General features: G+C 67.9%; 21 protein-coding genes and 1 riboswitch. Of the genes, 6 read left to right on the forward strand and 15 right to left on the reverse strand.

The annotated features are described in order from the left end of the window. The first annotated feature begins 125 nt into the window (after window positions 1-125). From D3H34_RS00105 to D3H34_RS00120, 4 genes are all read left to right on the forward strand, one after another. Window positions 126-827, forward strand: coding sequence for a pirin family protein (locus tag D3H34_RS00105; protein ID WP_119551034.1), 702 nt, complete (start codon window positions 126-128; stop codon window positions 825-827). Window positions 828-882: 55 nt separating this feature from the next. Continuing rightward, entirely contained in the window at window positions 883-1,308 is a 426-nt protein-coding gene (locus D3H34_RS00110) for a DoxX family protein (protein ID WP_434057666.1), read from the forward strand. A gap of 77 nt (window positions 1,309-1,385) precedes the next feature. Then, complete coding sequence (locus D3H34_RS00115) at window positions 1,386-1,937, forward strand: flavodoxin family protein (RefSeq protein ID WP_119551036.1); 552 nt, start codon at window positions 1,386-1,388, stop codon at window positions 1,935-1,937. Window positions 1,938-1,971: 34 nt separating this feature from the next. Continuing rightward, window positions 1,972-2,895: a pirin family protein gene (locus D3H34_RS00120; RefSeq protein ID WP_119551038.1), complete on the forward strand. Its 924-nt coding sequence runs from the start codon at window positions 1,972-1,974 to the stop codon at window positions 2,893-2,895. Between the two features lie 15 nt (window positions 2,896-2,910). On the opposite strand, the gene D3H34_RS00125 is transcribed toward D3H34_RS00120, so the two are convergent. Then, entirely contained in the window at window positions 2,911-3,696 is a 786-nt protein-coding gene (locus tag D3H34_RS00125; RefSeq protein ID WP_119551040.1) for a sulfurtransferase, read from the reverse strand. A 61-nt stretch (window positions 3,697-3,757) separates the two neighbouring features. On the opposite strand from D3H34_RS00125, the gene dnaE reads away from it, so the two are divergent. Both dnaE and D3H34_RS00135 read left to right on the forward strand, forming a co-directional pair. After that, window positions 3,758-7,276 carry a DNA polymerase III subunit alpha gene (gene dnaE, locus D3H34_RS00130; RefSeq protein WP_119551042.1) on the forward strand — a complete coding sequence of 1,173 codons (3,519 nt, stop codon included), beginning with the start codon at window positions 3,758-3,760 and terminating at the stop codon, window positions 7,274-7,276. Between the two features lie 95 nt (window positions 7,277-7,371). After that, the gene (locus D3H34_RS00135; protein ID WP_119551044.1) at window positions 7,372-7,743 is read left to right on the forward strand and encodes a YgiW/YdeI family stress tolerance OB fold protein; all 372 of its coding nucleotides are present in this window, start codon (window positions 7,372-7,374) and stop codon (window positions 7,741-7,743) included. Here the strand turns inward: D3H34_RS00135 and D3H34_RS00140 are convergent. The 14 genes from D3H34_RS00140 to glyA form a co-directional block, all read right to left on the reverse strand. Continuing rightward, entirely contained in the window at window positions 7,727-12,955 is a 5,229-nt protein-coding gene (locus D3H34_RS00140; RefSeq protein WP_119551046.1) for an AAA domain-containing protein, read from the reverse strand. The genes D3H34_RS00135 and D3H34_RS00140 overlap by 17 nt on opposite strands. After that, window positions 12,952-14,202 (reverse strand): M48 family metalloprotease, encoded by a 1,251-nt coding sequence (locus tag D3H34_RS00145; protein WP_119551048.1) that lies wholly within the window; start codon window positions 14,200-14,202, stop codon window positions 12,952-12,954. The genes D3H34_RS00140 and D3H34_RS00145 overlap by 4 nt, the downstream gene beginning before the upstream one ends. 102 nt (window positions 14,203-14,304) lie before the next feature. Continuing rightward, a complete protein-coding gene (tolA, locus tag D3H34_RS00150; RefSeq protein WP_119551050.1) occupies window positions 14,305-15,228 on the reverse strand; it encodes a cell envelope integrity protein TolA in 924 nt (307 codons plus the stop codon). A gap of 3 nt (window positions 15,229-15,231) precedes the next feature. Beyond that, window positions 15,232-15,669 carry an ExbD/TolR family protein gene (locus tag D3H34_RS00155; RefSeq protein ID WP_119551052.1) on the reverse strand — a complete coding sequence of 146 codons (438 nt, stop codon included), beginning with the start codon at window positions 15,667-15,669 and terminating at the stop codon, window positions 15,232-15,234. A gap of 34 nt (window positions 15,670-15,703) precedes the next feature. Continuing rightward, a complete protein-coding gene (tolQ, locus tag D3H34_RS00160; RefSeq protein WP_119551054.1) occupies window positions 15,704-16,426 on the reverse strand; it encodes a protein TolQ in 723 nt (240 codons plus the stop codon). Next, window positions 16,423-16,881: a tol-pal system-associated acyl-CoA thioesterase gene (gene ybgC, locus D3H34_RS00165; RefSeq protein ID WP_119551056.1), complete on the reverse strand. Its 459-nt coding sequence runs from the start codon at window positions 16,879-16,881 to the stop codon at window positions 16,423-16,425. Before ybgC ends, tolQ begins: the two co-directional genes overlap by 4 nt. Continuing rightward, window positions 16,878-18,065: a pyridoxal phosphate-dependent aminotransferase gene (locus D3H34_RS00170; protein ID WP_119551058.1), complete on the reverse strand. Its 1,188-nt coding sequence runs from the start codon at window positions 18,063-18,065 to the stop codon at window positions 16,878-16,880. The genes ybgC and D3H34_RS00170 overlap by 4 nt, the downstream gene beginning before the upstream one ends. Window positions 18,066-18,153: 88 nt before the next feature. After that, window positions 18,154-18,684: a transcription antitermination factor NusB gene (gene nusB / locus D3H34_RS00175; protein WP_119551060.1), complete on the reverse strand. Its 531-nt coding sequence runs from the start codon at window positions 18,682-18,684 to the stop codon at window positions 18,154-18,156. Further along, complete coding sequence (gene ribH / locus D3H34_RS00180) at window positions 18,681-19,148, reverse strand: 6,7-dimethyl-8-ribityllumazine synthase (protein ID WP_119551062.1); 468 nt, start codon at window positions 19,146-19,148, stop codon at window positions 18,681-18,683. Before ribH ends, nusB begins: the two co-directional genes overlap by 4 nt. Before the next feature lie 6 nt (window positions 19,149-19,154). Continuing rightward, window positions 19,155-20,309, reverse strand: coding sequence for a bifunctional 3,4-dihydroxy-2-butanone-4-phosphate synthase/GTP cyclohydrolase II (ribBA, locus tag D3H34_RS00185; RefSeq protein WP_119551064.1), 1,155 nt, complete (start codon window positions 20,307-20,309; stop codon window positions 19,155-19,157). Continuing rightward, window positions 20,306-20,968, reverse strand: a complete 663-nt coding sequence (locus D3H34_RS00190) for a riboflavin synthase (RefSeq protein WP_119551066.1) — start codon at window positions 20,966-20,968, stop codon at window positions 20,306-20,308. The genes ribBA and D3H34_RS00190 overlap by 4 nt, the downstream gene beginning before the upstream one ends. An 86-nt stretch (window positions 20,969-21,054) precedes the next feature. Next, complete coding sequence (gene ribD / locus D3H34_RS00195; protein WP_119551068.1) at window positions 21,055-22,185, reverse strand: bifunctional diaminohydroxyphosphoribosylaminopyrimidine deaminase/5-amino-6-(5-phosphoribosylamino)uracil reductase RibD; 1,131 nt, start codon at window positions 22,183-22,185, stop codon at window positions 21,055-21,057. After that, window positions 22,185-22,628: a transcriptional regulator NrdR gene (nrdR, locus tag D3H34_RS00200; RefSeq protein WP_007836918.1), complete on the reverse strand. Its 444-nt coding sequence runs from the start codon at window positions 22,626-22,628 to the stop codon at window positions 22,185-22,187. Before nrdR ends, ribD begins: the two co-directional genes overlap by 1 nt. Before the next feature lie 29 nt (window positions 22,629-22,657). After that, window positions 22,658-23,902, reverse strand: a complete 1,245-nt coding sequence (gene glyA, locus D3H34_RS00205; protein WP_119551069.1) for a serine hydroxymethyltransferase — start codon at window positions 23,900-23,902, stop codon at window positions 22,658-22,660. A gap of 38 nt (window positions 23,903-23,940) precedes the next feature. Continuing rightward, window positions 23,941-24,067, reverse strand: a riboswitch (ZMP/ZTP riboswitch). Window positions 24,068-24,075 lie beyond the last annotated feature (8 nt).

A 24,075-nucleotide genomic window follows, 5' to 3' on the forward strand; every position in this document is an offset into this window, starting at 1 on the left:
ATCAAAACCGAGCGTCTTTCAGAGGGAGATGGAGGCTCAAAATTCTTCACATCCGCCGCGCATCCGGCGCGGCCCACGACGAAAGCCCCGGCGCCCGAACCGGGTGGGGCAGCAAGGAGTTCGATATGTTGCAAGTCCGCAAATCACAGGAACGCGGTTATGCCGACCATGGCTGGCTGCGCTCGTTCCACAGCTTTTCCTTCGCGGGGTACTACGATCCGGCCTTCATGGGCTTCGGCAACCTGCGGGTGATCAACGAAGACCGCGTGGCGGCGGGCGCCGGCTTCGGCACCCACGGCCACCGGGACATGGAGATCATCAGCTACGTGCTCTCGGGCGAACTCGCGCACAAGGACAGCATGGGCAACATCGAATCCATTCCACCGGGCGACGTGCAGCGCATGAGCGCCGGCCGTGGTGTGATGCACAGCGAGTTCAACCACAAGGCCGACCAGACCACGCACTTCCTGCAGATCTGGATCGAGCCCAAGGAACGTGGCATCGCCCCCGGCTACGAGCAGAAGCAGTTCAGCGACGCCGAAAAGCGCGGCACCCTGCGCCTGGTGGCATCGCCCGACGGCCGCGACGGCTCGGTGACGGTGAATGCCGATGCGCGCCTGTTCGCCGGCCTGTTCGACGGCGACGAGACCGCGAGCCTGGCGCTCGATCCGCAACGCAAGAGCTACGTGCACCTGGTGCGCGGCGAGCTCGAAGTCAACGGCCAGAAGCTCGCAGGCGGCGACGCCGCGATGCTCGAAGGCGAATCGCAACTCACGCTCGGCGCCGGCAAGGATGCCGAAGTGCTGGTGTTCGACCTGACCGCCTGAGACGGCGTCTTTTTTCCCTGTCCCTTTGCTTCAACAACCAACGAGGAGTTTCACCATGGCCATTGCCACCACAACCACCACCCCCAACGCCGCCCAGGACACGCTGGCGCTCATCGGCCGCGTGCTGCTTGCAGTACTGTTCGTGCCTGCCGGCTTCGGCAAGCTCATGGGCTTTGCCGGCACTGTGGGGTACATCTCCTCGGTGGGCGCGCCGCTGCCACAGGTGGCGGCGGTGATCGCGATCGTCGTGGAGCTGGGGCTCGGCTTGCTGCTGCTGGTCGGCTTCAAGACGCGCCTGTCGGCCATCGTGCTGGCGATCTTCACCGTGGCCGCGGCCGTGATGTTCCACAACTACTGGGGCATGCCCGCCGAGAAGGCCTTCGTGAACCAGCTGATGTTCTTCAAGAACATCGCGATCGCCGGTGGCCTGCTCGCCTTCGCCGCCTTTGGCGCCGGCCGTTTCAGTATCGATAAAAAGTAAGCTTGTTCCCCCAAGGCCGCGTGCATCTCATGTGCGCGGCCTTCCGACTTCATTGCATCCTTGAGGAAATCCGTTTCATGACAGACATCGTCGTTGTCTTCCATTCCGGCTACGGCCACACCCAGCGCGTGGCCCAGGCCGTCGCCGACGGGGCGGGCGCGCAGCTGCTCGCCATCGATGCCGACGGCAACCTGCCGGCCGGTGGCTGGGAGACGTTGGCCGCGGCCGACGCGATCATCTTCGGCTCGCCGACCTACATGGGCGGTGTGAGTTGGCAGTTCAAGAAATTCGCCGACGCGTCGTCGAAGGTCTGGTACACGCAGGGCTGGAAAGACAAGCTCTTCGCCGGCTTCACCAACAGCGCCACGATGAACGGCGACAAGGTCACGACCATGACCTACCTGTGGACACTGGCCATGCAGCACAGCGGCATCTGGGTCAGCATGGGCATCCTGCCCACCAACAACAAGGCGGCCACGCGCGATTCGATGAACTATGTCGGCGGCTACGGCGGCCTGCTCACGCAATCGCCTTCGGACGCCAGCTCCGCTGAGATTCCGAAGGGCGATCTCGATACCGCGCGAGCCTTCGGCGAGCGCATCGGCACGGTGGCAAGATCGCGCGCATAACGCCCCACCGAACCTCGCCCTCCAGGAGAACACGATGACCGACACCATCCCCGAAATCCAGCTGCTCCGGCCCCACGACAAGGACCTGGGCGGCGGCTTCAACGTGCGACGCGTGCTGCCGGCGGCGCAGCGCCGCTCGGTCGGGCCCTTCGTGTTCTTCGACCATTTCGGACCGGCCACCGAGCAGCCCGGCAACGCGCACGACGTGCGGCCGCACCCGCACATCGGCCTGTCGACGGTCACCTATCTTTTCGAGGGCGCAATGATGCACCGCGACAGCCTCGGCAGCGTGCAGGAGATCCAGCCTGGCGCGATCAACTGGATGACCGCGGGGCGCGGCATCGTGCACTCCGAGCGCAAGCCCGAGCGCCTGCTGGCCGACACCTACGTGAACCACGGCCTGCAGCTGTGGGCCGCGCTGCCGCAGGCCCACGAAGAGGTCGAACCCAGCTTCGAGCACACGCCGGCCGAAGCCATTCCCGAACTGGCGGTGCAGGGCGTGCCGGTGCGCGTGCTGGTGGGCGAGGCCTTCGGCGTGCGCTCGCCGGTGAAGACGCTGGCGCAGACGGTCTATCTCGACATCGCGTTGCCCGCCGGCGGTCGTTTCGAGCTGCCCGCGCTGGCGCCCGAACTGGCGGTCTACATGGTGGACGGCGATGCGCAGGTGAACGGCGAGCCGGCGCCGGCCCACACCATGGCGGTGCTGCCCAACGGGCAGGGCGGGGTGCTGAGTGCCGACACGGCGGTGCGCCTGATGGTGATCGGCGGCGAGCCGCTGGACGGCCCGCGCTACATCACCTGGAACTTCGTCTCGAGCCGTCGCGAGCGCATTCTCGAAGCCGGCGCCGACTGGGCCGCGCAGCGCATGGGCCACGTGCCCGGCGAGACCGAATTCATTCCGCTGCCGGGCAAGCCCTTCGGCGTGCGCGAGCCCGACACCGGCACGACGCCGGTCTGAGCCTGCGCGTTTCGTTTATTGCTTGATGCCGATGTCCGGGTCTTCCGAGGCCCGGGCGCTGGCGTCCGAGGCGCGTGCGCTGAGGTCGGGGGCCAGGGCCCTGCGCCCGTCGAACACGAAGCAGTCGCCGTGGTAGTGCGCACCGCCGACTTCCTCGAAGTACTTGAGGATGCCGCCCTCGAGCTGCAGCACGTGGTCCACGCCTTCCTCGCGCATGAGGATGGCCGCCTTCTCGCAGCGGATGCCGCCGGTACAGAAGCTCACCACGGTCTTGCCCTCGAAGTCGGCGCGGTGCGCCTTCAGCGCGGGAGGGAACTCGGTGAACTTGGTGATGCGCCAGTCGATCGCGCCGTCGAAGGTGCCTTCGTCGACCTCGAAGTCGTTGCGCGTGTCCAGCAGCGCGATCTCGCGGCCTTCGTCGTCGTGGCCCTGGTCGAGCCAGCGCTTGAGCGTGCGCGCGTCCACGCCGGGCGCGCGGCCGGCCGCGGGCTGGATGGCCGGGTGGTCCATGCGGATGATCTCGCGCTTGAGCTTCACCAGCATGCGCCGGAAGGGCTGCGTGGCGGACCAGCTTTCCTTGGTTTCGAGGTCGGCAAAGCGCGCATCGGTGCGCAGCTCGGCCACGAAGGCGTGGATGGCCTGCGCCGTCCCCGCCAGAAACAGGTTGATACCTTCGGGCGCCAGCAGGATGGTGCCCATGAGGCCCAGGGCCTGCGCGCGGTCGCGCAGGGTCTCACGCAGCACGGGGCTGTCGTTGATGCCTACGAACTTGTAGGCGGCGATATTCAAAATCTCTTGCACGGGGCGGGATTGTAGGGATCACCGCACCACATCGTGGGGTGGCGCTTCCTACAATCGACGGATGTTTGTTCACCTGCGTCTGCACACCGAGTTTTCCGTCGTCGATGGCACCAATCGAATCGACGATGTCATCAAGGCCGCCGCTGCCGACAAGCAGCCCGCACTGGCCATCACCGACCTGAACAACCTGTTCGGGGCGGTCAAGTTCTACAAGCAGGGCCGGGGCAAGGGCGTCAAGCCCGTCATCGGCGCTGAAATCTTCATCGACGGGCTGGGCAAGGAGCCCGGCGCGCTGACCCGCCTGATTCTGCTGGTGCAGAGCATGGAGGGCTATCTCAACCTCTCCGAGCTGCTGGCGCGGGCCTGGACGCAGAACGTGGGCCGCGGCCAGTCGCAGGCCGCCTGCAAGCTCGAATGGCTCGAGGAACTGCAGGGCGGACTGATCGCGCTGTCGGGCGCGCAGGCCGGGCCGCTGGGCCAGCCGCTGCTGCAGGGGCAGGACGAACGCGCGACCGAACTGGCGCTGCGGCTCGCGGGCATCTTCCCGCACCGCTTCTACATCGAACTGCAACGCGCCGGCCGTCCCGAAGACGAGCCGCACGTGATCGCCGCCGTGAAGCTCGCGGCCCGCCTGAAGCTGCCGGTGGTCGCCACGCACCCCGTGCAATTTGCCGAGCGCCAGGACTACGAGGCGCACGAGGCGCGCGTGTGCATTTCCGAAGGCGAAATTCTTGGCAACCCGCGCCGCGTGCGCAAGTTCACCGAGGAGCAGTACTTCAAGTCGAGCGCCGAGATGCAGGCGCTGTTCGCCGACGTGCCCAGCGCGCTGGCCAACACGGTCGAGATCGCCAAGCGCTGCAACCTCACGCTGGTGCTCGGCAAGCCGCAGCTGCCGGACTTTCCCACGCCCTTCATCAGCGAAGGCGTGCGCATGCCGATCGACGACTTCTTCCGCCAGGAGTCCTTCGAAGGGCTCGAGCTGCGGCTGAAGCACCTGTATCCCGACGAGGCCAAGCGCGACGCGGAGCGTCCACGCTACGTGGAGCGCCTGGAGTTCGAGATCAAGACGATCCTGAACATGGGCTTCCCCGGCTACTTCCTGATCGTGGGTGACTTCATCCAGTGGGCCAAGAACAACGGCTGCCCCGTGGGCCCGGGCCGGGGCTCGGGTGCCGGCTCGCTCGTGGCCTACGCGCTGAAGATCACCGACCTCGATCCGCTCGAATACAAGCTGCTGTTCGAACGTTTCCTGAACCCCGAACGCGTGTCGATGCCCGACTTCGACATCGACTTCTGCCAGGGCAACCGGGACCGCGTGATCGACTACGTGAAGGACAAGTACGGCCGCAACGCCGTGAGCCAGATCGCCACCTTCGGCACCATGGCCGCGCGCGCGGCCATCCGCGACGTGGGCCGCGTGCTCGACATGAGCTACATGTTCTGCGACGGCATCAGCAAGCTGATCCCGAACAAGCCGGGAATGTCGGTCACGCTGCAGTACCCGCCCGCGACCAAGATCGAAGGCGACAAGAACAACTACGCCATCGAGATGGAGCCGCAGCTGGCGGAGCGCATCGAGAAGGAAGAAGAAGTCAAGATGCTGGTCGAGCTCGCGCAGAAGCTCGAAGGCATGACCCGCAACATCGGCATGCACGCCGGCGGCGTGCTCATCGCGCCGGGCAAGCTCACCGACTTCTGCCCGCTCTACCAGCAGCCCGGCAGCGAATCGGCGGTGAGCCAGTACGACAAGGACGACGTCGAAGCCATCGGCCTTGTGAAGTTCGACTTCTTGGGCCTGGCCACGCTCACGATCCTGGAGATCGCGCGCGAGTTCATCATGAAGCGCCACAAGGGCCAGGAGAACTTCGCGTTCGAGAACATTCCGCTGAACGACGCGGCGACCTACCGGCTGTTCTCGGCGGGTACGACCGAAGCCGTGTTCCAGTTTGAATCCCGCGGCATGCAGGGCATGCTGAAGGACGCGCGGCCCACGCGCCTGGAAGACCTGATCGCGCTGAACGCGCTGTACCGTCCGGGCCCGATGGACCTGATCCCCAGCTTCGTGGCGCGCAAGCACGGCCGCGAAGAGGTCGAGTACCCGCACCCGGCCGTGGCCGAGATGCTCTCCGAGACCTACGGGATCATGGTCTACCAGGAGCAGGTGATGCAGACCGCGCAGATCCTGGGCGGCTACTCGCTCGGGGGCGCCGACTTGCTGCGTCGCGCGATGGGCAAGAAGAAGCTCGAGGAGATGGCCGAGCACCGCGAGAAATTCCGCGCGGGCGCACTCTCCACGCACGGCATCCCGCAGGACAAGGCCGACGAGATCTTCGACTTGATGGAGAAGTTCGCGGGCTACGGCTTCAACAAGTCGCACGCCGCCGCCTACTCGCTGCTGGCGTACCACACAGGCTGGCTCAAGGTTCACTTCACGGCCGAGTTCTTCTGCGCCAACATGACCGTGGAAATGGACGACACGGACAAGCTCAAGCTCTTGTTCGAAGACGCCCAGAAGAACTTCAACATCACCTTCGAGCCGCCGGACGTGAACCGCGGCAACTACCGCTTCGAGCCCGTCACCAACAAGGTGATCCGCTACGGCCTGGGCGCCGTGAAGGGCACGGGCCAGCTCGCGGTCGAGGCCGTGGTGCGGGCGCGCGAAGAGGGCGGCCCGTTCAAGAGCCTGTACGACTTCTGCGTGCGCATCGATCGCCAGCGCATCAACAAGCGCACGGTCGAAGCGCTCATCAAGGCCGGTGCGTTCGATGCCATCCAGCAGAACCGCGCATCGCTGATCGCCTCGGTCGACCGCGCCTTCGAGTTCGCCATTGCCACGGCGGCCAATGCTTCGCAGGCCGACATCTTCGGCGACTGCGAGCACGGCTCGGCCACGCAGGAGCCCGACCTGGTCGACGCCACGCCCTGGGGCGTGAAGGAGCGCCTGACCTTCGAGAAGACCGCCGTCGGCTTCTACCTGTCGGGCCACCTGTTCGATGAGGTCTCGCACGAGGTGCGGCGCTTCTGCAAGCGCGAGATCGGTGACCTGCTCGACAGCCGCGACCCGCAGGTCATTGCAGGCATCGTGAGCGACTTCCGCGTCATCAACGGCCAGCGCGGCCGGCTGGCGATCTTCAAGCTCGACGACAAGTCGGAGTCCATCGACGCGACGGCCGACGAAGCACTCATCAACGCCAACCGCAACACGCTGAAGGACGACGAGCTCGTCATCGTGAGCGGCAAGCTGCAGCCCGCGCGCGGCGGCTTCGAGGCGCGCTTCCAGGTGCAGCAGGTGTGGGACCTGGCCTCGGCGCGCTGCCGCTTCGGCAAGTTCCTGCGTGTGGCGGTGAACGGCAAGGTGCCCGAGATTGCGCGGCTTTTGAAGGACTTCCCGCCGCGCACCGAGCAGACCGAAGTGGGCGACCTGGTGCACGGCCTGCCCGTGCGCCTGTCGATGGCGCGGGGCGGTGCGCAGGTCGAGCTGCAGCTGGGCGAGCGCGCGAAGTTCTTCCCGACCGATGCCGCGCTCGCGAGCTGGACCGCGCAGGCGGAGGCCGGCAAGGCACTGGTGGTCTACGATTGATCTGACCGCGCGGGCGTGGGGAACCCTGAGGCTTTCGCGCGGTCCATCAGTCTGTTGCAACCTGGCCCTGGGCCACTCACAGGAGGAATGACCGCATGCCTTTCAAGAAGATTCTCAAGACCAGCGCGTTGATGTTCGGCCTGGCGCTGCCCGTGGCCGCCACTTGGGCACAGTACGCGGGCCCGACGTCGGTGCCGAATCTCACGGTCAAGCAGCTGCTCGAAACCGGCCAGGACGACCAGCACGCCACGCTGCGGGGCTTCATCGTCTCGCACGACGGCGGCGAGCACTACACCTTCGCGGACGACACGGGGCGCCTGAAGGTCGAGATCGACGCCAAGTACTTCCCGCCGGGCGTGAAGATCGACGACAAGGTGCGCGTCGAGCTCAGCGGCGAGTTCGACAAGGACCGCCTCACCGGCAAGACCGAACTCGACGTCAAGCGCGTCATCACCGTCCTGCGCTGACTCCGGCCTTTTCGAGTTTTCCGAGCGCCTGCTCGACCTGGTCGAGCACGGCCTCGGGGGCGTGCAGCCAGTCCTTGGCCAGCACCTGCATCACCTGCCAGCCGAAGGCATCGAGGATGCGCGGACGCGAGACATAGCGCTCCAGCACGTGGCTGCGGCTCTCACCCTGCGCCGCGCCGTCCACCAGGATGCCCAGCGCATAGTGCCTCTGGCCCGATGCGCGCACCGCGAGGTCGCAGCGAAAACGCGACTGCCCCACCTGTTCGTCCACCGCATGGCCGCGCGCGCGCAGCGCCTGCGCGATCTGCGCCGTGACGTCGTCCATGCGCGCCTGCCGCGCCACGTGGCCGCGCGCGAGCGGGTTCATGCCTTCGAGCACGCGCCGCGCCGTGTCCTCGTCGCCGCGTGACAGGCACTCGGCATAGCGCAGGAAATTCTTGAGCGCCGCCGCGCCCTCGTTGTGATCGTTGGTGATCGCCTCGTGGCGGATGGTCGAGACCACCGCCATGTGGTGCTTGGCACGGCTGAAGATCACGTTCAGGCGCTTCTCGCCGCCGCGCTGGTTGATCGGGCCGAAGTTCATCAGCATGCGGCCCTCGGGGTTGGGGCCGTAGCAGATGCTGAGGATGATGATGTCGCGTTCGTCGCCCTGCACGTTCTCCAGGTTCTTGATGAACAGGCCGCAGAACTGGTCGTTCTCCTCGCGCACGTACTCGGCTTCGAGCCGCGCCGCAAAGTCGGCATCGACCGCGCCGAGTGCGTTCAGCTCGTCCTCGATCTCGCCTTGCTGCGCTTCGGAGAACGCCACGATGCCCAGGCTGCGCCCGGTCTCGCGCTGGAGCAGCTCGCGCACCAGCTGCGCGATGTGGCGTGCCTCGCCATCGTTGATGCGGTTCTCGTACACCGCGTCGGCCACGCGGTGGAAGCTGATGGCACGGGAGAGCAGGGCGTCGACCTGCGCTCTCACCGATTCGTCGGTCGGGCTGCGCGACTGCACCACGATCTCGCCGCGCTCGGGCGCGGGCAGGCTGCGGTCCGGAATGGTGTACAGGTTGCCCGCGTAGAAAGCCGCGTTCGAGAAGCCGATGAGCGACTCGTAGCGGCTGCGGTAGTGCCAGGCCAGCAGCGTGGCCGGCAGGTTGCGCGCGCCCTGGTTCAGCAGGCTGTCGGCGTCGAGCACGACGGCGATGCGTTCGCCTTCTTCGCCGTTTTCCGCGTCGTCGCCTGCGACGGAGACGGTGTCTTCCTCGGCGTCGCGACCCGACGAGAAGAAACTGGTCGGCGGCAGCTGCATCTCGTCGCCCACCACGATGATCTGCGGCGCGCGGTACAGCGCGGGCACGGCTTCTTCCACCGGAATCTGGCTGGCCTCGTCGAAGATCACCACGTCGAACAGGTCGGCCGCGAGCGGCAGCGTGTCGGACACCGACAGCGGGCTCATGAGCCAGATCGGCTTCATGTCGCGCACGACGCGGCCGGTGTCGCCGCTGGCCAGTTCGCGGATCGCCTTGTAGCGCATGGTCTTGCCGAACTCGTGCTCGAGTTCACGGCGGCCCGCGTTGTAGCTCTTCTTGAAGACCTTGCCGTCGGCGTCGAGCTGGCTGGCGGGCAGGGCGCTCTTTTGCACGTGGTCGCGAAAGCGCTGGCGCACGGCGGCGGCGAGCGTGCGTGCGTTGCGGTCGAGCAGCTTGCGTTCGCCTTCGCCCAGGCGCTGCGCATGGCGCGCGAGCGTGGCGCCATCGAAGCGCGGCAGCCAGCGCTCGGTGCGGTAGACGCGCTCCAGCCCTTCACGTGCGACGGCGTACTCGATGGCTTCGGGTGGCAATGGCAAGGTACGCAGCGCGGCGGCCACGGCCGGATCGGCATCGGCCAGTTCCTGCAGCGGCTGGAGCACCGACGGCAGCGCGTCGGCCTGGTCGCGCAGCGTGCGGGCCAGTGCGTCGAGCGCGCTGAGCGGCTGGGCACCGGCATCGTGCAGCAGGTCGCGCCAGACGGCGTCGAGTGTGTCGACGCGCGGCGCGGCGGCAACGAGTTGCTCGACGCTGCTGCGGGCCGCGTCGGTGCGCAGATGGGCCTGGAACGCCGCGCGCAGGCCGGCGCCGGCGTCGATGACGCGCAGGGACTGCAGTTGCTGGGCGAAGGCGTCGGCATCGGTGCAGCCGTAGTCGGCTTCGATGCGTGCCGACTGCTGTTTCAGCGCGGCATGCGCGGCCTGTTCGGCGCGCAGGTCTTCGAGGATCTGGCTGGGTTGCGGGCGCACGGCATGGGCGGCGAAGTCGTAGCGGCGCTTGAGTTCGCCCGACAGGCGCCACCACGACGGCTGCAGCCATCGCAGCAGCGAACCTTGTTGCGCGCGGGCCTGCGTCAGGGCAGCTTCGGTGTCGCCGGGCGAGAGCTTGTCGTGCCAGTGGGCGGTGCGTTGCAGCTGCGCATCGAGCGCCTGCTGCAGCGTGCGCTTTTCGTTCAAGGCGGCGCCGAGGGCCTGGCTGCTCGGGTGCGCGGCGTCTAGCAGCGCCAGCTGGCCGCGCGCGGCCAGCGACGCCACGGCGCGCGCATCGGCCACCACGGCCAGTGCATCGCGCCACAGCACCTCGGCTGCGGCCAGCGGTGGCCAGGCATCGACCAGCGCATCGCGGCAGGGCGCGCTCAGGTCGATGGCGCGGTCGCTGCATTCGACCAGCCGGGCCAGGGGCTTGTCCTGCGCCAGCAGCGACGGTGCGAGCTGCGCGAACACATGCTGCGCGAAGCTGGGCGCGCCCAGGCTTTCGGTCACGGCCAGGTGCAGGCGCGACACCAGCTCCGCATGCTTGCGCCAGGCCGCGAAGGCGGGCAGCGCCTCGGCCTGCAGCGGTGTGAGCGACGGGTCGTGGGTCTTGAGTGTCACGAGCCGCGACAACAGCTCACGCAGCGTCACCGCGATGTGTTCGGGCACGGCGTGCATGGCGGCGTCGAAACGTTCGAGCGCGCGCAGGTCCAGGTCCATCGCGTCGAGCACCTGCGTGCGCTCGGCGCTTTCCTGCGTCAGCGTCCCGGGCGCTTCGAGCCACAGTTCGTAGGTCTTGCGCAGGTTCTGCACGAAGGCCTTCTTGTCGCCCTGCGAGTCGTGGATCATGCAGCACAGCTCGTCCAGCCCCTGCTGGCGCAGGCGGTGGAACACCACATCGATGGCGGCACGCTTTTCGCAGACGAACAGTACGCGCTGGCCGCGCCCCACGTAGTCGGCGATGAGGTTGGTGATGGTCTGCGACTTTCCCGTGCCCGGCGGGCCCTGGATGATGTAGCTGGTGCCGGTGCGCGCCAGCGCCACCGCGGCCGTCTGTGTGGCGTCGGCCTGCACCACGGGCCACTGGTCGGCCAGCGGCAGGGCGGGTGGTGCCTCGGCATCGACGCGGCGCGGCTGCAGCGAGAACACGCGGTCGAAAGCCTCGCTGGCCAGGTCGGATTCGGCGAGCCCCGAGTAGTCGCGCACCAGCGACATCTTGCGGTGGTTGAAGTTGCCCAGCGTCACGGCCGTGAGGTCGATGTCCCACTGGTAGGGGTTGCCGCTGCTCTCGCGCAGCGCGAAGGTCTTGCGCTCGGCATCGCTGGCGGCGGCAGTGGCCGCCATCTGCGGCGCGCGCGGCTGCGGCGCGGCGCCGACGGCCTCGCGCAGCGGCAGCGGCACGGGGTGCACGCGCGAATGGAACAGCTGCAGCCCGCGCGGGCGGAAGTCGTCCTGCGCGTAGCTGAAGTCCTGCGAAGCCACCGGCACTGCCGAGGGCGAGCGCACGCGGGTTCGGCGCTTGAACTGTTCGAGTCGCTGGCGCGCGCGCTGGTGCATCACGGCGATCTCGGGTTGCTTCACGAGCCGCAGCTGCACGCCCGGCTCGCTCTGCGCGATCTGCGCCGACAGCTGCGCGTGGAACTGCTCGAGCGAGGTCTCGCGCAGGTCGACCGTCTCGGGCAGCGCGATGCCGTAGAGCTGGCGCAGGTGATGGCGCAGCGTGGGGTTCACCTGCGCTTCGCTGGCCGAGGCTTCGAGCAGGTACTGGTCGCGCACGCCTTTCTTGCGCGACAGCTCGACCGGCAGCATCAGGAGCGGCGAGGCGATGCGCTCGGCGCGTTCGGTCTCGCCTTCCTTGAGGTTGTGCCAGCGCAGGAAGGCCACCACCAGCGACAGCTGTGAGAAGCCGTATTCGGCCCGATCGCGCCGAGCCTCCTGCAGGATGCGGTCGAGCGCGCCGGGCAGGTAGGGCTGGTCCTCGAAGCGCAGCCAGCGCGCCAGGGGCACGGGGTTGCAGCTGGCGATGTCGGTGGCGAAGCGGCCGTCCCACACGCACAGCTGGTCGGCGCGGATGCTGTTCAGGTCCACCACCAGCGGCACGCTGGCGATGGTGAGATTCACATGCGCCTGCGTCGGCTTGAAGTACAGCAGGCGGTTGCGTCGCGAGAGGTCGAACAGCCGGTCGCGCAGGTGCAGCTGGATCGCCTGGCGACGCTGGCCCGCGCCATCGCGGGCCGGGGCGATGCGGTCCAGCCCGAGGTCCAGCGGCTGGTCGCGGTAGGTCTCGAGACGGCGGATGACCGAGGGCAGGTCGCGCGCACGCTCGTGGCGGTCGAGCGCGGTCATCTCGAAGATCACGGCGGCCACCACCGGGTGCAGGCGGCGGTTCAGCTCGAAGAGGTTGCCGCGGTGTGTGGCGAAGCGGGTCAGGTCGTCGCCGTCGGTGAAGTCGAGTCCGCACGACAGGCTGGCCAGCACCTGGCCCAGGCACAGGATGTCGCCGAGCGCATCGTAGTGGCCCACGCGCAGCTCCCACGCGGTATAGCCGGGCAGGTAGACCGGGCGCGTCGGCACCGTGTCGGGCCCGGCATCGGCCATGACCGCGAGGTTTTCCAGCGAGACGCCCGCATCGACATCGACGGTCAGGCGCGTTTCGCCGACCACGCGCAGCACCGAGGCGGCGGGTTGTTCGAGCGGTGCAATGGCTTCGGGAAAGCGGCGCGGCTCGGTGCCTTCGGGCTGGACCAGCGCCAGCGCGGGTTCGGCGGGCGCGTCGGTCACGCGGTAGGCGAAAGCGCTGCCGAGCGCGGCGACCTTGCCGTGTTCATGCAGGGCCGAGACTTCGCGCAGCAGCGGTAGCACGAGCTTGAGCACATCGTCGGTCTGCAGGCCGCCGTGGGCGCCGGCGGTGGCCAGCAATTGCAGGAGCGGAGCGGGAGCGAGGGTCATGCGGCGGCGGCCTGCGAAGAAGAGGGTGACGGGGTGGCTGCGGCCTTGTCGAGCAAGGCCGCAGCATCACGTTTGACGCGGGTGAAGTTGCGCTTGGAAAGGCCCAGGTCCTTCAGCACGCGCTGTTCGAACGACCCGGCGCAATCGAGCGCATCGGCCAGGCCCAGCGCGGCGGCGAGGGTGACGTCGTCCATCTCGGGGTCGACGGCGACGAAGTCGACCAGCACGCTGGCCAGGTAGTCGTGCAGGCCGGCGGGCACGGGTTCGGGCGGCGGCATCGACGCGGTGGGCGCCACGAAGTCGGGGAAGAAGCGGCGCGCATGCCCGAGCAGCGATTCCGATTGCAGCACCGGCCGCTGCAACAGCTGCGCGATGGTGCCGCGCGTGAGCGCGCTCACGCGCTGCTGGCCGAGCATGTCGAGCGTGCCCAGGTCGAGCGGGCCTTCGAGCGCGGCGGCCAGCCACTCGTCGGCATCGTGCTCGCGGCCGGTCCACAGGCGCAGCGCACGGGCGCGCACGAACACCTCGGGATGGCTCACGCCACGCGTCTGCAGCGCCTTGTTGTGGGGATCGGCGCAGATTTCCTCGGCCTGCGCCAGGTAGCTCGCTACGTTGACCTGCGTGAGGCCGGTCTCGATCTTGATGAGCGCGCTCACGGCGGGTTCGAGCGCACCGCAGGCCACGCAGCCGCCGCGGTCGGCAAAGGCCTCGGTGTACAGCGCATGGCGCCGTGCGGCCTGCAGGTGGCTCGCGTCGGCGCGCGGGTCGGACGAGGTGGCGTGCAGCAGCCGGTCGACCACGTGGTGCTTGCCGCCGTCGCGCTCCCACAGCAGGTAGTGCGCCAGCTCGTGGCCGAGCACGGCCTGCCGCTCCGGGCCCTGCAGCCGTTCGAGCAGTGGGCCCGAGAGCACGATGTGCGCCTCGCCCGGCACGACGTAGATCGCGGCGTTCATGGCCGCCCCATCTCCGGACGGCGCCTGGTAGAGCGTGATGCGCGCGGTGACGCCCAGGCGTTGTGCCGCGAGGTTGGCGTCGGCGTGCAGGTCGGGGTGGGCGTCCGCGTCGAGGCGGTAGGCGCTGCGCAGCAGTTCCGCGCGCATGGCGGCGGTGTGCTCCTCGCGGGCTTCGGTGGACGCGGCCCAGCGCCAGGCCTCGGGTTCGTTCGCCTGGAGGTGGGCGGCCAACGCCTGCTGGTAGGGCAGGGGCGTCAGGTCTTGGAGGCGAACGGCGGGGAAAGAATCGACCATGTCAGGAGCGCCGGCAACAATGAGTTGCCGACGATCCTAAACGAGCGAGTGGCGTCGCTTGCAATCACCCACGATCGGGGGATTGCAGCGTCAGTGCCGGGGTCAGCGCTTGGGCTTGAGCGTGACGATGAGCGACGGGAAGATGCGCCCGTCCGTGTCGCGTGGCAGCTTGTCGGTCTTGCGCAGGCCGCGCTCGGCCGCCTCGTCCCAGGCCGGCAGGCCGCTGGACTTGGCGAGCTTGACGCCGACGATGGTGCCGTCGGGAGCCAGCCTGACTTCGAACTCGGCTTCCGGGTTGCCGTTCACGCTGTCGGCATCGGGGAAGGTGATGTTCGGGCGCACCGCGGCGGCGATGCGGCCGGCATAGCCGCTCGACGGACCGGACGAGCGCTGGGCGTTGCCCTTCGCATCGTCGCTGCCGCTGGCGCCCGCCAGGCCCTGCATGCGCTTGAGCGTCGCGGCGCGGTCGGCGGCCGCCTGCTTGGCGGCGGCTTCAGCCTTCTTCGCTTCGGCCTGCTTGGCCTCGGCTTCCTGCTGCTTCTTCTGCTCAGCCAGCTTCTTCTGCTGTTCCTTCTTGCGCTCGGCTTCTTCCTCGGCGCGCTCCTTGGCTTCGAGCTCTTTCTTCTTTTGCTGCTGCTGGCGCTGCTGCTCGAGTTCGCGCTCCTTCTGCGCCTTCTGTTCCTTGAGCTTCTTCTCGCGCTCCAGCGCGATGTCGGGCGCGGGAGCGGGCGCCGGCTCGGGCTTGACGGCCGGGGGAGGCGGCGGTGGTGGCGCGGGCGCAGGCGGCGGCGGTGCGGGCACGGGGGCCGGCGGCTCCGGCACCGACAGGCGCGGGGCGGCCTGCATCACCGTGGTCGACCACAGCTCGGCATCGACCGCGCCGTCGTCGGTTTCGCTGCGCCAGCGCACACCCCAGGTCAGGGCGGCGATCAGCAGCGCGTGGGCAATGAGGGCGAGCACAACCGCGCGCGGCGTGCCGCGCTGCGGCGGCGGCGCGAACTCGGGGCGATCCAGGGCGAGCGACATGCCTTATTTGCCGCCCGTGGTCGTGACCGACAGGCCCACGCGTTCGATGCCGCTGCGCTTGAGCTGGTTCATCGCCTTCACGACGGTTTCGTACTTCGCCGACTTGTCGGCGCTGATGACCACGGGGCGCTGGGCGTCGCCGCCTTGCGCGGCCTTGGCCGCCGAGCCGATCTGCGTCATGGGAATCGACGCGCCGCCGGTGCCGGTGGACGGGTCTTTCTTGATCTGCACTTCGTCGTCGCTCTTGATGACGATCTCGATGGGCTTGTCGGGCTGCTTGTTGGCGCGATCCACCGAGGGCAGGTTGATCACGCTCGGCGTGATGAGCGGGGCCGTGACCATGAAGATGATCAGCAGCACCAGCATCACGTCGATGAACGGGACCATGTTGATCTCGTTGATCGTGCGGCGGCCGCGGCCCCGGGATGAAACGGCGGGCATGTCGTCGCGTCCTTTGTCTTGTGCGCGCCGCGGCTCAGCGGTTCGCGGCGGTGACCGAGGCGGCGGGCGTCACGGCGCCGGGGTTGGCCGAGAGGTTGCGCTGCAGGATGTTGGAGAACTCTTCGATGTAGGTCTCCAGGGCGATGGCGATCTTGTCGATCTCGCGCGCGAAGCGGTTGTAGCCGACCACCGCGGGAATGGCGGCGAACAGGCCGATGGCTGTGGCCACCAGCGCTTCGGCAATGCCGGGCGCCACGGTGGCCAGCGTGACCTGCGTCAGGGCAGCCAGGCCGGTGAAGGCATGCATGATCCCCCAGACCGTGCCGAACAGGCCCACGTACGGCGACACCGAGCCGACGGTGGCGAGGAACGACAGGTTCTGCTCGGCCGCGTCGAGCTCGCGCTGGAAGCTCGCGCGCATGGCGCGACGGGCGCCGTCGAGCAAAGTGGCCGCGTCGGTCACGTGGCGCTCGCGCAGCTTCTGGTACTCGCGCATGCCGGACGCGAAGATGCGCTCCATGGGGCCGGCGAACTTGGCGTTCTGCGCCGCCGAGGCGAACAGTTCGTTCAGGCTGGTGCCCGACCAGAACTCGCGCTCGAAGTCGTCGTTGAGCACACGGATGCGCTTGAGGGCGAAGTACTTGCGGATGATGGCGGCCCAGCTGGCGACCGACACGATCACCAGCAGCAGCACGACCATTTGCACCACGAAGCTGGCGTGGAGCAGGAGATTGATGATGGAGAGATCTTGGTTCATGGCTTGAAAGGTTGAGTCATGGAGCCGATGGAGTGCTCGAGGGTTCCCGAAACCTGAGCCGGAATGCGTGCGGGACGCAAGGTCGCGGCGTCCACCCAGCCGATGCGGATCGTGCCTTCGCACAGCAAGACCGGTGCCGCGGCGCCGGTTCGCTTTTGCTCTGTTTTTGATAGCACGCGTTGACCGATTATCAACGACGCAGTGCCCAATTGTCGGAGCTCGGCTGTAACCAGCAGTTCGTCGTCCAGCCGCGAGGGCCGATGGTATTTGAGCTGCGTTTCGCTGACCACGAACTGGCCGCCGGTGGCTTCCTTGAGCTTGCGCTGCTCGACGCCCAGGGAGCGCAGCCACTCGGTGCGACCACGCTCCATGAACTTCAGGTAGTTGGCGTAGAACACGATGCCGCCGGCGTCGGTGTCTTCCCAGTAGACGCGGATGGGAAACTCGAAACTCATTGCGCGATCATGGCCCGCAGGCGTTCGACCGATTCCTGCAGGTGCGCCATCGAGCTGGCGGTGGAGAAACGCACGAACTTCGCGGTTTCCGCCGTGCCGAAATCGCGGCCCGGTGTCACGGCGAGGTGGGCGCGCTTCATGGTCTCGAAGGCGAAGTCCCAGCTGCCCGAGATGCCGAGCTTGTCGGCCACCTGGGTGCAGTCGGCCCAGGCGTAGAAGGCGCCGTCGGGTACCACGGGCACGTTCAGGCCGAGCGCGTTCAGCTGCGGAATGAACCAATCGCGGCGCGCCTTGAACTCGGCGCGGCGGCGTTCGTACTCGGCGATGCTCTCGGCCTCGAAGCAGGCCAGCGCCGCGTACTGCGACACCGTGCTCGCGCAGATGAAGAGGTTCTGCGCCAGCCGCTCGACCACCGGCACCAGCACTTCGGGCACCACCAGCCAGCCGAGGCGCCAGCCGGTCATGTTGAAGTACTTGCTGAAGCTGTTGATGCTGATGACGTTGTCGTCGATGGCCAGTGCCGTCTGCCCGAACGCGTCGTCGTACGAGAGGCCGAGGTAGATCTCGTCGATCAGCGTGATGCCGCCGCGCTGCGACACCACCTCGTGGATGCGGCGCAGCTCGTCGGGCGCGATCGAGGTGCCGGTCGGGTTCGAGGGCGAGGCCAGCAGCACGCCGCGCGTCTTGTCGGTCCAGGCGGCCTCGACCTTGGTGGCAGTGAGCTGGAAGCGCTCTTCGGCCGTGGTCGGCACCAGCACGGCCTTGCCTTCCGCTGCGCTCACGAAGTGGCGGTTGCAGGGGTAGCTCGGGTCGGGCATCAGGATCTCGTCGCCCGATTCGATCAGCGCGAGGCAGGCCAGCTGCAACGCGGCCGAGGCGCCGGCCGTGACGACGATCCGGCGGGCCGGCACATCGACGTTGAAGCGCTGCTTGTACCAGCCGCTGATGCGCTCGCGCAGGTGATCGAGGCCGGTGGCCTGCGTGTACTGCGTGGCGCCGGCGCGCACGGCACGTGCGGCAGCTTCCTGCACGAGGGGCGGGGCGGTGAAGTCAGGCTCGCCGATGTTCAGGAAGATCATCGGGCGGTCGGTGTGGGCGACTTCGCGGGCCAGCTTGCCCGCAGCCTTCGCCACCTCCATCACGTAAAAAGGTTCGATGCGCTGCGCGCGCGTGGAAATTCTCATCGCACCCCCAGGCTACGGCGCTGCGCGCCTTCGCCACCCCCCTCGCAAGCGAGGGGGCGAGCGCCTTCGGGCGGCCGGGCGGCGCTCCTCATGGACGCGCCTTGCCTGACGCCCGGTCGGCTTCCACTTCGAGCGGACGCAGCTGCGGCGCGAGGCCGTTGAGCACAGCGTTCACGTATTTGTGGCCGTCGGTGCCGCCGAATTCCTTGGCGAGCTCGATGCACTCGTTGAGCACCACGCGCCAGGGCACGTCGGGGCAGTTCTGGAATTCGTACACGCCGATCCACATCACGGCGTGCTCGATGGGCGAGATTTCCTCGAACTTGCGGTCCAGCAGCGGTCGGATCAGCGCGTCGAGTTGTTCGGCACCTTCGATCGAGCCGTGCAGCAGCGCGTCGTAGTGCAGCGCGTCGGCCTTGTGAAAGCCCGCGAGGTCGCGCGTGAAGTGGTCGATGTCGGTCGGGTCGTTGCGGCCCACCAGGTGCTGGTAGAGCGCCTGCAGCGCGAACTCGCGCGCGCGGCTGCGGTTCGACTTGGCTGCGGCCTTGCGCGCGCCCGTGCTCGTGAGGCCGGTGCGCGACTGGCGGGGTTTGGCGGGCTTGGAGGTGTCTTCGGTCATGAAAGGGTGGCCAGCAGTTGTGCCATCTCGACCGCCACCTGGGCGGCGTCGCGGCCCTTGTCGGTCTGGCGGGCGACGGCCTGTTCGAGGTTTTCGGTCGTGAGGATCGCGTTGGCGATGGGCAGGCGATAGTCGAGCGCGACACGGCTCACGCTCGCGCCCGATTCGTTGGCCACCAGCTCGAAGTGGTAGGTCTCGCCGCGGATGATGCAGCCCAGCGCCACGAGCGCGTGGTAGCCGCCGCGTTCGGCGAGCGCCTGCAGCGCCACGGGCACTTCGAGTGCGCCGGGCACCTTCACGTGATGGATGTCGGCAGCGGCCACGCCGAGCGCCTCGAGCTCCGACAGGCAGGCGGTCGCCAGCGCGTCGGTGATGTCGGCGTTGAAGCGCGCCTGCACGATGCCGATGCGCAGGCCTTTTCCGTTGAGGGGCGCGCTGGCCGCGCCCTGATTTGCACCTTGCATGGTCTTTTATTCTTTCGTGAGGTAGCCGGCGATTTCGAGGCCGAAGCCGGCGGCCATGCTCGGCATGCGACGCGGCGCGCCGAGCAGGTTCATCTTGTGCACGCCGCATTCGCGCAGGATCTGTGCGCCGATGCCGTAGTTGCGCAGGTCCATGCGGCCGCGCTCGGGGGCTTGCGCGGGGCGCGCGGTGCCGTCGAACTGCGCGAGCAGCTCGGCGGCGGTCTCGCCGCAGTTCAGCAGCACGGCCACGCCCTTGTCTTCCTTGGCGATGTGCGCGAGGCTGGCGTCCAGGCTCCAGGAGTGCAGCGAGCGGTTGACTTCGAGCGCGTCGAGCACCGACAGCGGCTCGTGCACGCGCACCGACACCGTGTCTTCAGGTGCCCACTTGCCGCGCACCAGCGCCAGGTGCACGCCGCGGCTCGGCTTGTCGACGAAGGCGTGGGCGGTGAAGGCGCCCCAGTTGGTCTGGATCTCGCGGCAGCCGACCTTTTCGACCAGCGACTCGACGCGGCTGCGGTGCTCGATCAGCGCGGCGATGGTGCCGATCTTGATGCCGTGCTCGGCTGCGAAGATCTGCAGGTCGGGCAGGCGGGCCATCGTGCCGTCTTCGTTCATCACCTCGCAGATCACTGAGGCGGGCGAGCAGCCGGCCATGGCAGCGAGGTCGCTGCCGGCTTCGGTGTGGCCGGCGCGCATCAGCACGCCGCCGTCCACCGCCTGCAGCGGGAAGATGTGGCCGGGCTGCACCAGGTCGGCGGCCACGGCATTGCGCGCCACGGCGGCCTGCACGGTGCGTGCGCGGTCGGCGGCCGAGATGCCGGTGGTCACGCCTTCGGCCGCCTCGATGGAAACGGTGAAGGCGGTGGAGTGCTTGGCGCCGTTGCGCTGGACCATGGGCGGCAGCTGCAGCCGCTCGCACATCTCGCGCGAGAGCGTCAGGCAGATCAGGCCGCGCGCATGGCGTGCCATGAAGTTGATGGACTCGGCCGTGATGTGGTCGGCGGCGATGACGATGTCGCCTTCGTTCTCGCGGTCTTCCTCGTCCACGAGGATGACCATGCGGCCGGCGGCCAGCTCGGCCACGATGTCTTCGACCGGAGAGATCGGTGCGGGTGCACGGTCGGCGCGGGAGGCGCCGATCGGCGTGACGGAGGCGTTCATTTCGAAGTGTCCTTGGGAGACGTGGAAGAGGGGGGGAGCATGCCGGCCTGAAGCATGCGCTCCACGTAGCGCGCCACGGTGTCGATTTCGAGGTTGACCTTCGAGCCGGCCGACAGGCCGCCGAGGGAGGTGTTTTCCACGGTGTGCGGGATCAGGTTGATGCTGACCTCGGCGCCGCCTTCGATATCGCTCACGCTGTTGACCGTGAGGCTCACGCCGTTGATGGTGATCGAGCCCTTGTAGGCCAGGAAGCGCGCGAGCGCGGGCGGTGCCACCACGCGCAGTTCCCAGCTTTCGCCGACGGGCGCGAAGAAGCTCACGCGGCCGATGCCGTCCACGTGGCCCGAGACGATGTGGCCGCCGAGGCGGTCGCTGGCGCGCAGGGCCTTCTCGAGGTTGATGCGGCTGCCTTCGTCGGTCAGGCCGGCCGTCTTGTCGAGGGACTCCGCAGAAATGTCGATGGTGAATTGCCGGCGCTCGGGTGCGAGCGTGGTGACCGTCATGCAGGCGCCGTTGAGCGCGATGCTGTCGCCGAGCCCGACGTCGTCGAGGTAGCCGTCGGGCACCTCGATGCTGAGTCGCTTGCCGTAGAAGGAGGAGGTGCCGAGGTCGTGGATGGCGGCGATGCGCCCCACGCCGGTGATGATTCCGGTGAACATTCGCACATTTTCGCAGACATCGAGGGGTCTTCGGCCCGGAGGGGCGGTTTGCGGCTGCGAATGTGCCGCGCCGCGGCGGCGGGAGCTCAGAAGTGGTCGCGGCCGGCGACGCGCGCCACGATGCGCAGGTCGGGCCCCAGCATGTCCACCGACTTGAATTCGAGGGGCAGCGCACCTGTCAGCGAGGTGAGCGGACCGTCGGCGTGCAGGTGGCTGGCAATGTCGAGCCCGCTGCCGATCAGCTTGGGCGCCAGGTAGACCAGCAGCTCGTCCACGCAGCCTTCGCGCAGCAGCGAGCCGTTGAGCTTGTGGCCCGATTCGACATGCAGCTCGTTGATGCCGCGTGCCGCGAGGTCCTGGAGCATCGCGGGCAGGTCGACCTTGCCGTGCAGGTTGGGCAGACAGGTGATGGTGGCACCCCGGGCTTCGAGCGCGGCCGCCTTTTCTTCGTTGTGCCGGCTGGCTGCGTAGATCCAGACAGCGCGGCCAGCTATGAAAATGTGAGCGTCAGGCGAGGTCTGGAGATGGCTGTCGACCACCACGAGGTGGGGCTGGCGCGGTGTGTCGACCAGCCGCACGTCCAGGCGCGGGTTGTCTTCGAGCAGCGTGCCGACGCCGGTCAGCACCGCGCCCGTGCGTGCCCGCCAGGCATGGCCGTCGGCGCGCGCGGCTTCACCGGTGATCCATTGGCTCACGCCGTTCTGCAGGCCGGTCCGGCCGTCGAGCGAGGCAGCCACCTTCATCCGAACCCAAGGCTGCTTGCGGATCATGCGGCTGAAAAAGCCGATGTTGAGTTCGCGGGATTCGTCTGCGCCCGGGCCGACCTCGACCTCGACGCCCGCTGCGCGCAGGCGCGCAAAGCCCTGTCCCGCCACGAGTGGATTCGGATCGGCCAGCGATGCCACCACCCGGCGCACGCCGGCAGCGATCAGCGCGTCGCAGCAGGGGCCGGTGCGGCCGTGGTGCGAGCAGGGTTCGAGCGTGACGTAGGCGGTGGCACCCGCGACCGAGTGGCCCTGGGCCTGTGCGTCGCGCAGCGCCATCACCTCGGCATGCGGACCGCCGGCTTGTTGTGTGTGGCCTTGGCCGATCACGCGGCCTTCGGCGTCGCACAGGACGCAGCCTACGCGGGGGTTCGGGTCGGTCAGTCGGATCGCCGATGCGGCCAGGCGCAGGGCGGTCGCGATGTGTGGCGCGTCGTGTTCGGAGGAAGGCATCAGATGTCGCGCAGCAGCTGCCGGAACTCGTCCACGTCCTCGAAGCTGCGGTACACCGAGGCAAAGCGCACGTAGGCGACCTTGTCGAGTTTCTTGAGTTCGCGCATCACGAGTTCGCCGACCTTGGTCGAATCGATTTCGCGCAGGCCGCTGGCCAGCAGCTTCTGCTCGATGCGCAGCAATGCGTTGTCGATCTGCTCGATGCTCACGGGGCGCTTGCGCAACGCCAGCATCATCGACGCGCGCACCTTGGTCGAGTCGAAGTCGGCGCGGCTGCCGTCCTTCTTGACCACGACGGGGAAATTGACGTCGGGGCGCTCATAGGTGGTGAAGCGCTTGTCGCAGGCGCTGCACTGGCGGCGCCTGCGGACGAAATCGGCGTCTTCCGAAACGCGGGTCTCGACGACCTGCGTTTCGAGATGACCGCAAAAAGGGCATTTCATGCGGCCGGTGCTTCTCTTCTTCTACGCAATCAACGGTAGACGGGGAAGCGGCTCGTCAGGGCGTGGACCTTGGCGCGCACCGCGTCGATGTTCGCCGCGTCGCGCGGGTTCTCGAGCACGTCGGCCACCAGGTTCGCCGTGATGCGGGCCTCTTCGTCCTTGAAGCCGCGCGTGGTCATGGCGGGGGTGCCGATGCGCACGCCGCTGGTGACCATCGGCTTTTCCGGGTCGTTGGGGATCGCGTTCTTGTTGATCGTCATGTGGGCAGCGCCCAGCACGGCTTCGGCTTCCTTGCCGGTGATGCCCTTGGCGCGCAGGTCGACCAGCATGACGTGGCTTTCGGTGCGTCCGCTCACGATGCGCAGACCGCGCGCGGTGAGGGTTTCGGCCACGATCTGGGCGTTCTTGACCACCTGTTGCTGATAGGCCTTGAACTCGGGCGTCAGGGCTTCCTTGAAGGCGACGGCCTTGGCGGCAATCACGTGCATCAGCGGGCCGCCTTGCAGGCCGGGGAAGATGGCGCTGTTGATCGCCTTCTCGTGCTGCGACTTCATCAGGATGATGCCGCCGCGCGGGCCGCGCAGGCTCTTGTGCGTGGTCGAGGTGACGATGTCGGCGTGCGGCACCGGGTTGGGGTACACGCCCGCGGCCACGAGGCCGGCGTAGTGGGCGATGTCGACCATGAAGATCGCGCCGACGTCCTTGGCCACCTTGGCGAAGCGCTCGAAGTCGATGTGCAGCGAGTAGGCCGAGGCGCCCGCGATGATCAGCTTGGGCATGTGTTCATGCGCCTTGCGTTCCATGGCGTCGTAGTCGATGGCTTCGTTGGCGTCCAGGCCGTAGCTCACGACGTTGAACCACTTGCCGCTCATGTTCAGCGGCATGCCGTGGGTCAGGTGGCCGCCTTCGGCCAGGCTCATGCCCATGATGGTGTCGCCGGGCTTCAGGAAGGCGAGCATCACGGCTTCGTTGGCCGAGGCGCCGCAATGCGGCTGCACGTTCGCGGCGTCGGCGCCGAAGATCTGCTTGACGCGGTCGATGGCCAGTTGCTCGGCCACGTCGACGTGCTCGCAGCCGCCGTAGTAGCGCTTGCCCGGGTAGCCTTCGGCGTACTTGTTGGTGAGCTGCGAGCCCTGAGCGGCCATGACGGCCGGCGAGGCGTAGTTCTCGCTGGCGATCAGCTCGATGTGGTGTTCCTGGCGCGCGTTTTCGGCTTGAATGGCGGCCCAGATTTCGGGATCGGTCTGTTCGACCAGGATGTTGCGGTGGTACATGGCAGTCCTTTGAAGACGAGGTCCTTGTTCAACCAAACAAGGGCTGCCCAGGCGAACGGCTGAACGCCTGTTGTGGTCAGGCGGCACGCTTCCAAGTGGTATTCCACGTCAGCGCGTGGCACCTTTTTCAGAGTGCTGCGCCTATCGCCAGTCGCGTACAGGCCGAGTGTAGC

The sequence above is a fragment of the Acidovorax cavernicola genome (assembly GCF_003581445.1).

Bases quoted from the DNA above. Each gene is read 5' to 3' on its own strand.
- nrdR (WP_007836918.1), bottom strand. From the start codon at position 22,628: ATGAAATGCCCTTTTTGCGGTCATCTCGAAACGCAGGTCGTCGAGACC.
- ribD (WP_119551068.1), bottom strand. From the start codon at position 22,185: ATGCCTTCCTCCGAACACGACGCGCCACACATCGCGACCGCCCTGCGC.
- D3H34_RS00170 (WP_119551058.1), bottom strand. From the start codon at position 18,065: ATGAGAATTTCCACGCGCGCGCAGCGCATCGAACCTTTTTACGTGATG.
- D3H34_RS00155 (WP_119551052.1), bottom strand. From the start codon at position 15,669: ATGCCCGCCGTTTCATCCCGGGGCCGCGGCCGCCGCACGATCAACGAG.
- D3H34_RS00110 (WP_434057666.1), top strand. From the start codon at position 883: ATGGCCATTGCCACCACAACCACCACCCCCAACGCCGCCCAGGACACG.
- ribBA (WP_119551064.1), bottom strand. From the start codon at position 20,309: ATGAACGCCTCCGTCACGCCGATCGGCGCCTCCCGCGCCGACCGTGCA.
- D3H34_RS00190 (WP_119551066.1), bottom strand. From the start codon at position 20,968: ATGTTCACCGGAATCATCACCGGCGTGGGGCGCATCGCCGCCATCCAC.
- tolA (WP_119551050.1), bottom strand. From the start codon at position 15,228: ATGTCGCTCGCCCTGGATCGCCCCGAGTTCGCGCCGCCGCCGCAGCGC.
- ribH (WP_119551062.1), bottom strand. From the start codon at position 19,148: ATGCAAGGTGCAAATCAGGGCGCGGCCAGCGCGCCCCTCAACGGAAAA.
- D3H34_RS00120 (WP_119551038.1), top strand. From the start codon at position 1,972: ATGACCGACACCATCCCCGAAATCCAGCTGCTCCGGCCCCACGACAAG.
- ybgC (WP_119551056.1), bottom strand. From the start codon at position 16,881: ATGAGTTTCGAGTTTCCCATCCGCGTCTACTGGGAAGACACCGACGCC.
- D3H34_RS00115 (WP_119551036.1), top strand. From the start codon at position 1,386: ATGACAGACATCGTCGTTGTCTTCCATTCCGGCTACGGCCACACCCAG.
- D3H34_RS00105 (WP_119551034.1), top strand. From the start codon at position 126: ATGTTGCAAGTCCGCAAATCACAGGAACGCGGTTATGCCGACCATGGC.
- D3H34_RS00145 (WP_119551048.1), bottom strand. From the start codon at position 14,202: ATGGTCGATTCTTTCCCCGCCGTTCGCCTCCAAGACCTGACGCCCCTG.
- dnaE (WP_119551042.1), top strand. From the start codon at position 3,758: ATGTTTGTTCACCTGCGTCTGCACACCGAGTTTTCCGTCGTCGATGGC.
- D3H34_RS00140 (WP_119551046.1), bottom strand. From the start codon at position 12,955: ATGACCCTCGCTCCCGCTCCGCTCCTGCAATTGCTGGCCACCGCCGGC.
- nusB (WP_119551060.1), bottom strand. From the start codon at position 18,684: ATGACCGAAGACACCTCCAAGCCCGCCAAACCCCGCCAGTCGCGCACC.
- D3H34_RS00135 (WP_119551044.1), top strand. From the start codon at position 7,372: ATGCCTTTCAAGAAGATTCTCAAGACCAGCGCGTTGATGTTCGGCCTG.
- tolQ (WP_119551054.1), bottom strand. From the start codon at position 16,426: ATGAACCAAGATCTCTCCATCATCAATCTCCTGCTCCACGCCAGCTTC.
- glyA (WP_119551069.1), bottom strand. From the start codon at position 23,902: ATGTACCACCGCAACATCCTGGTCGAACAGACCGATCCCGAAATCTGG.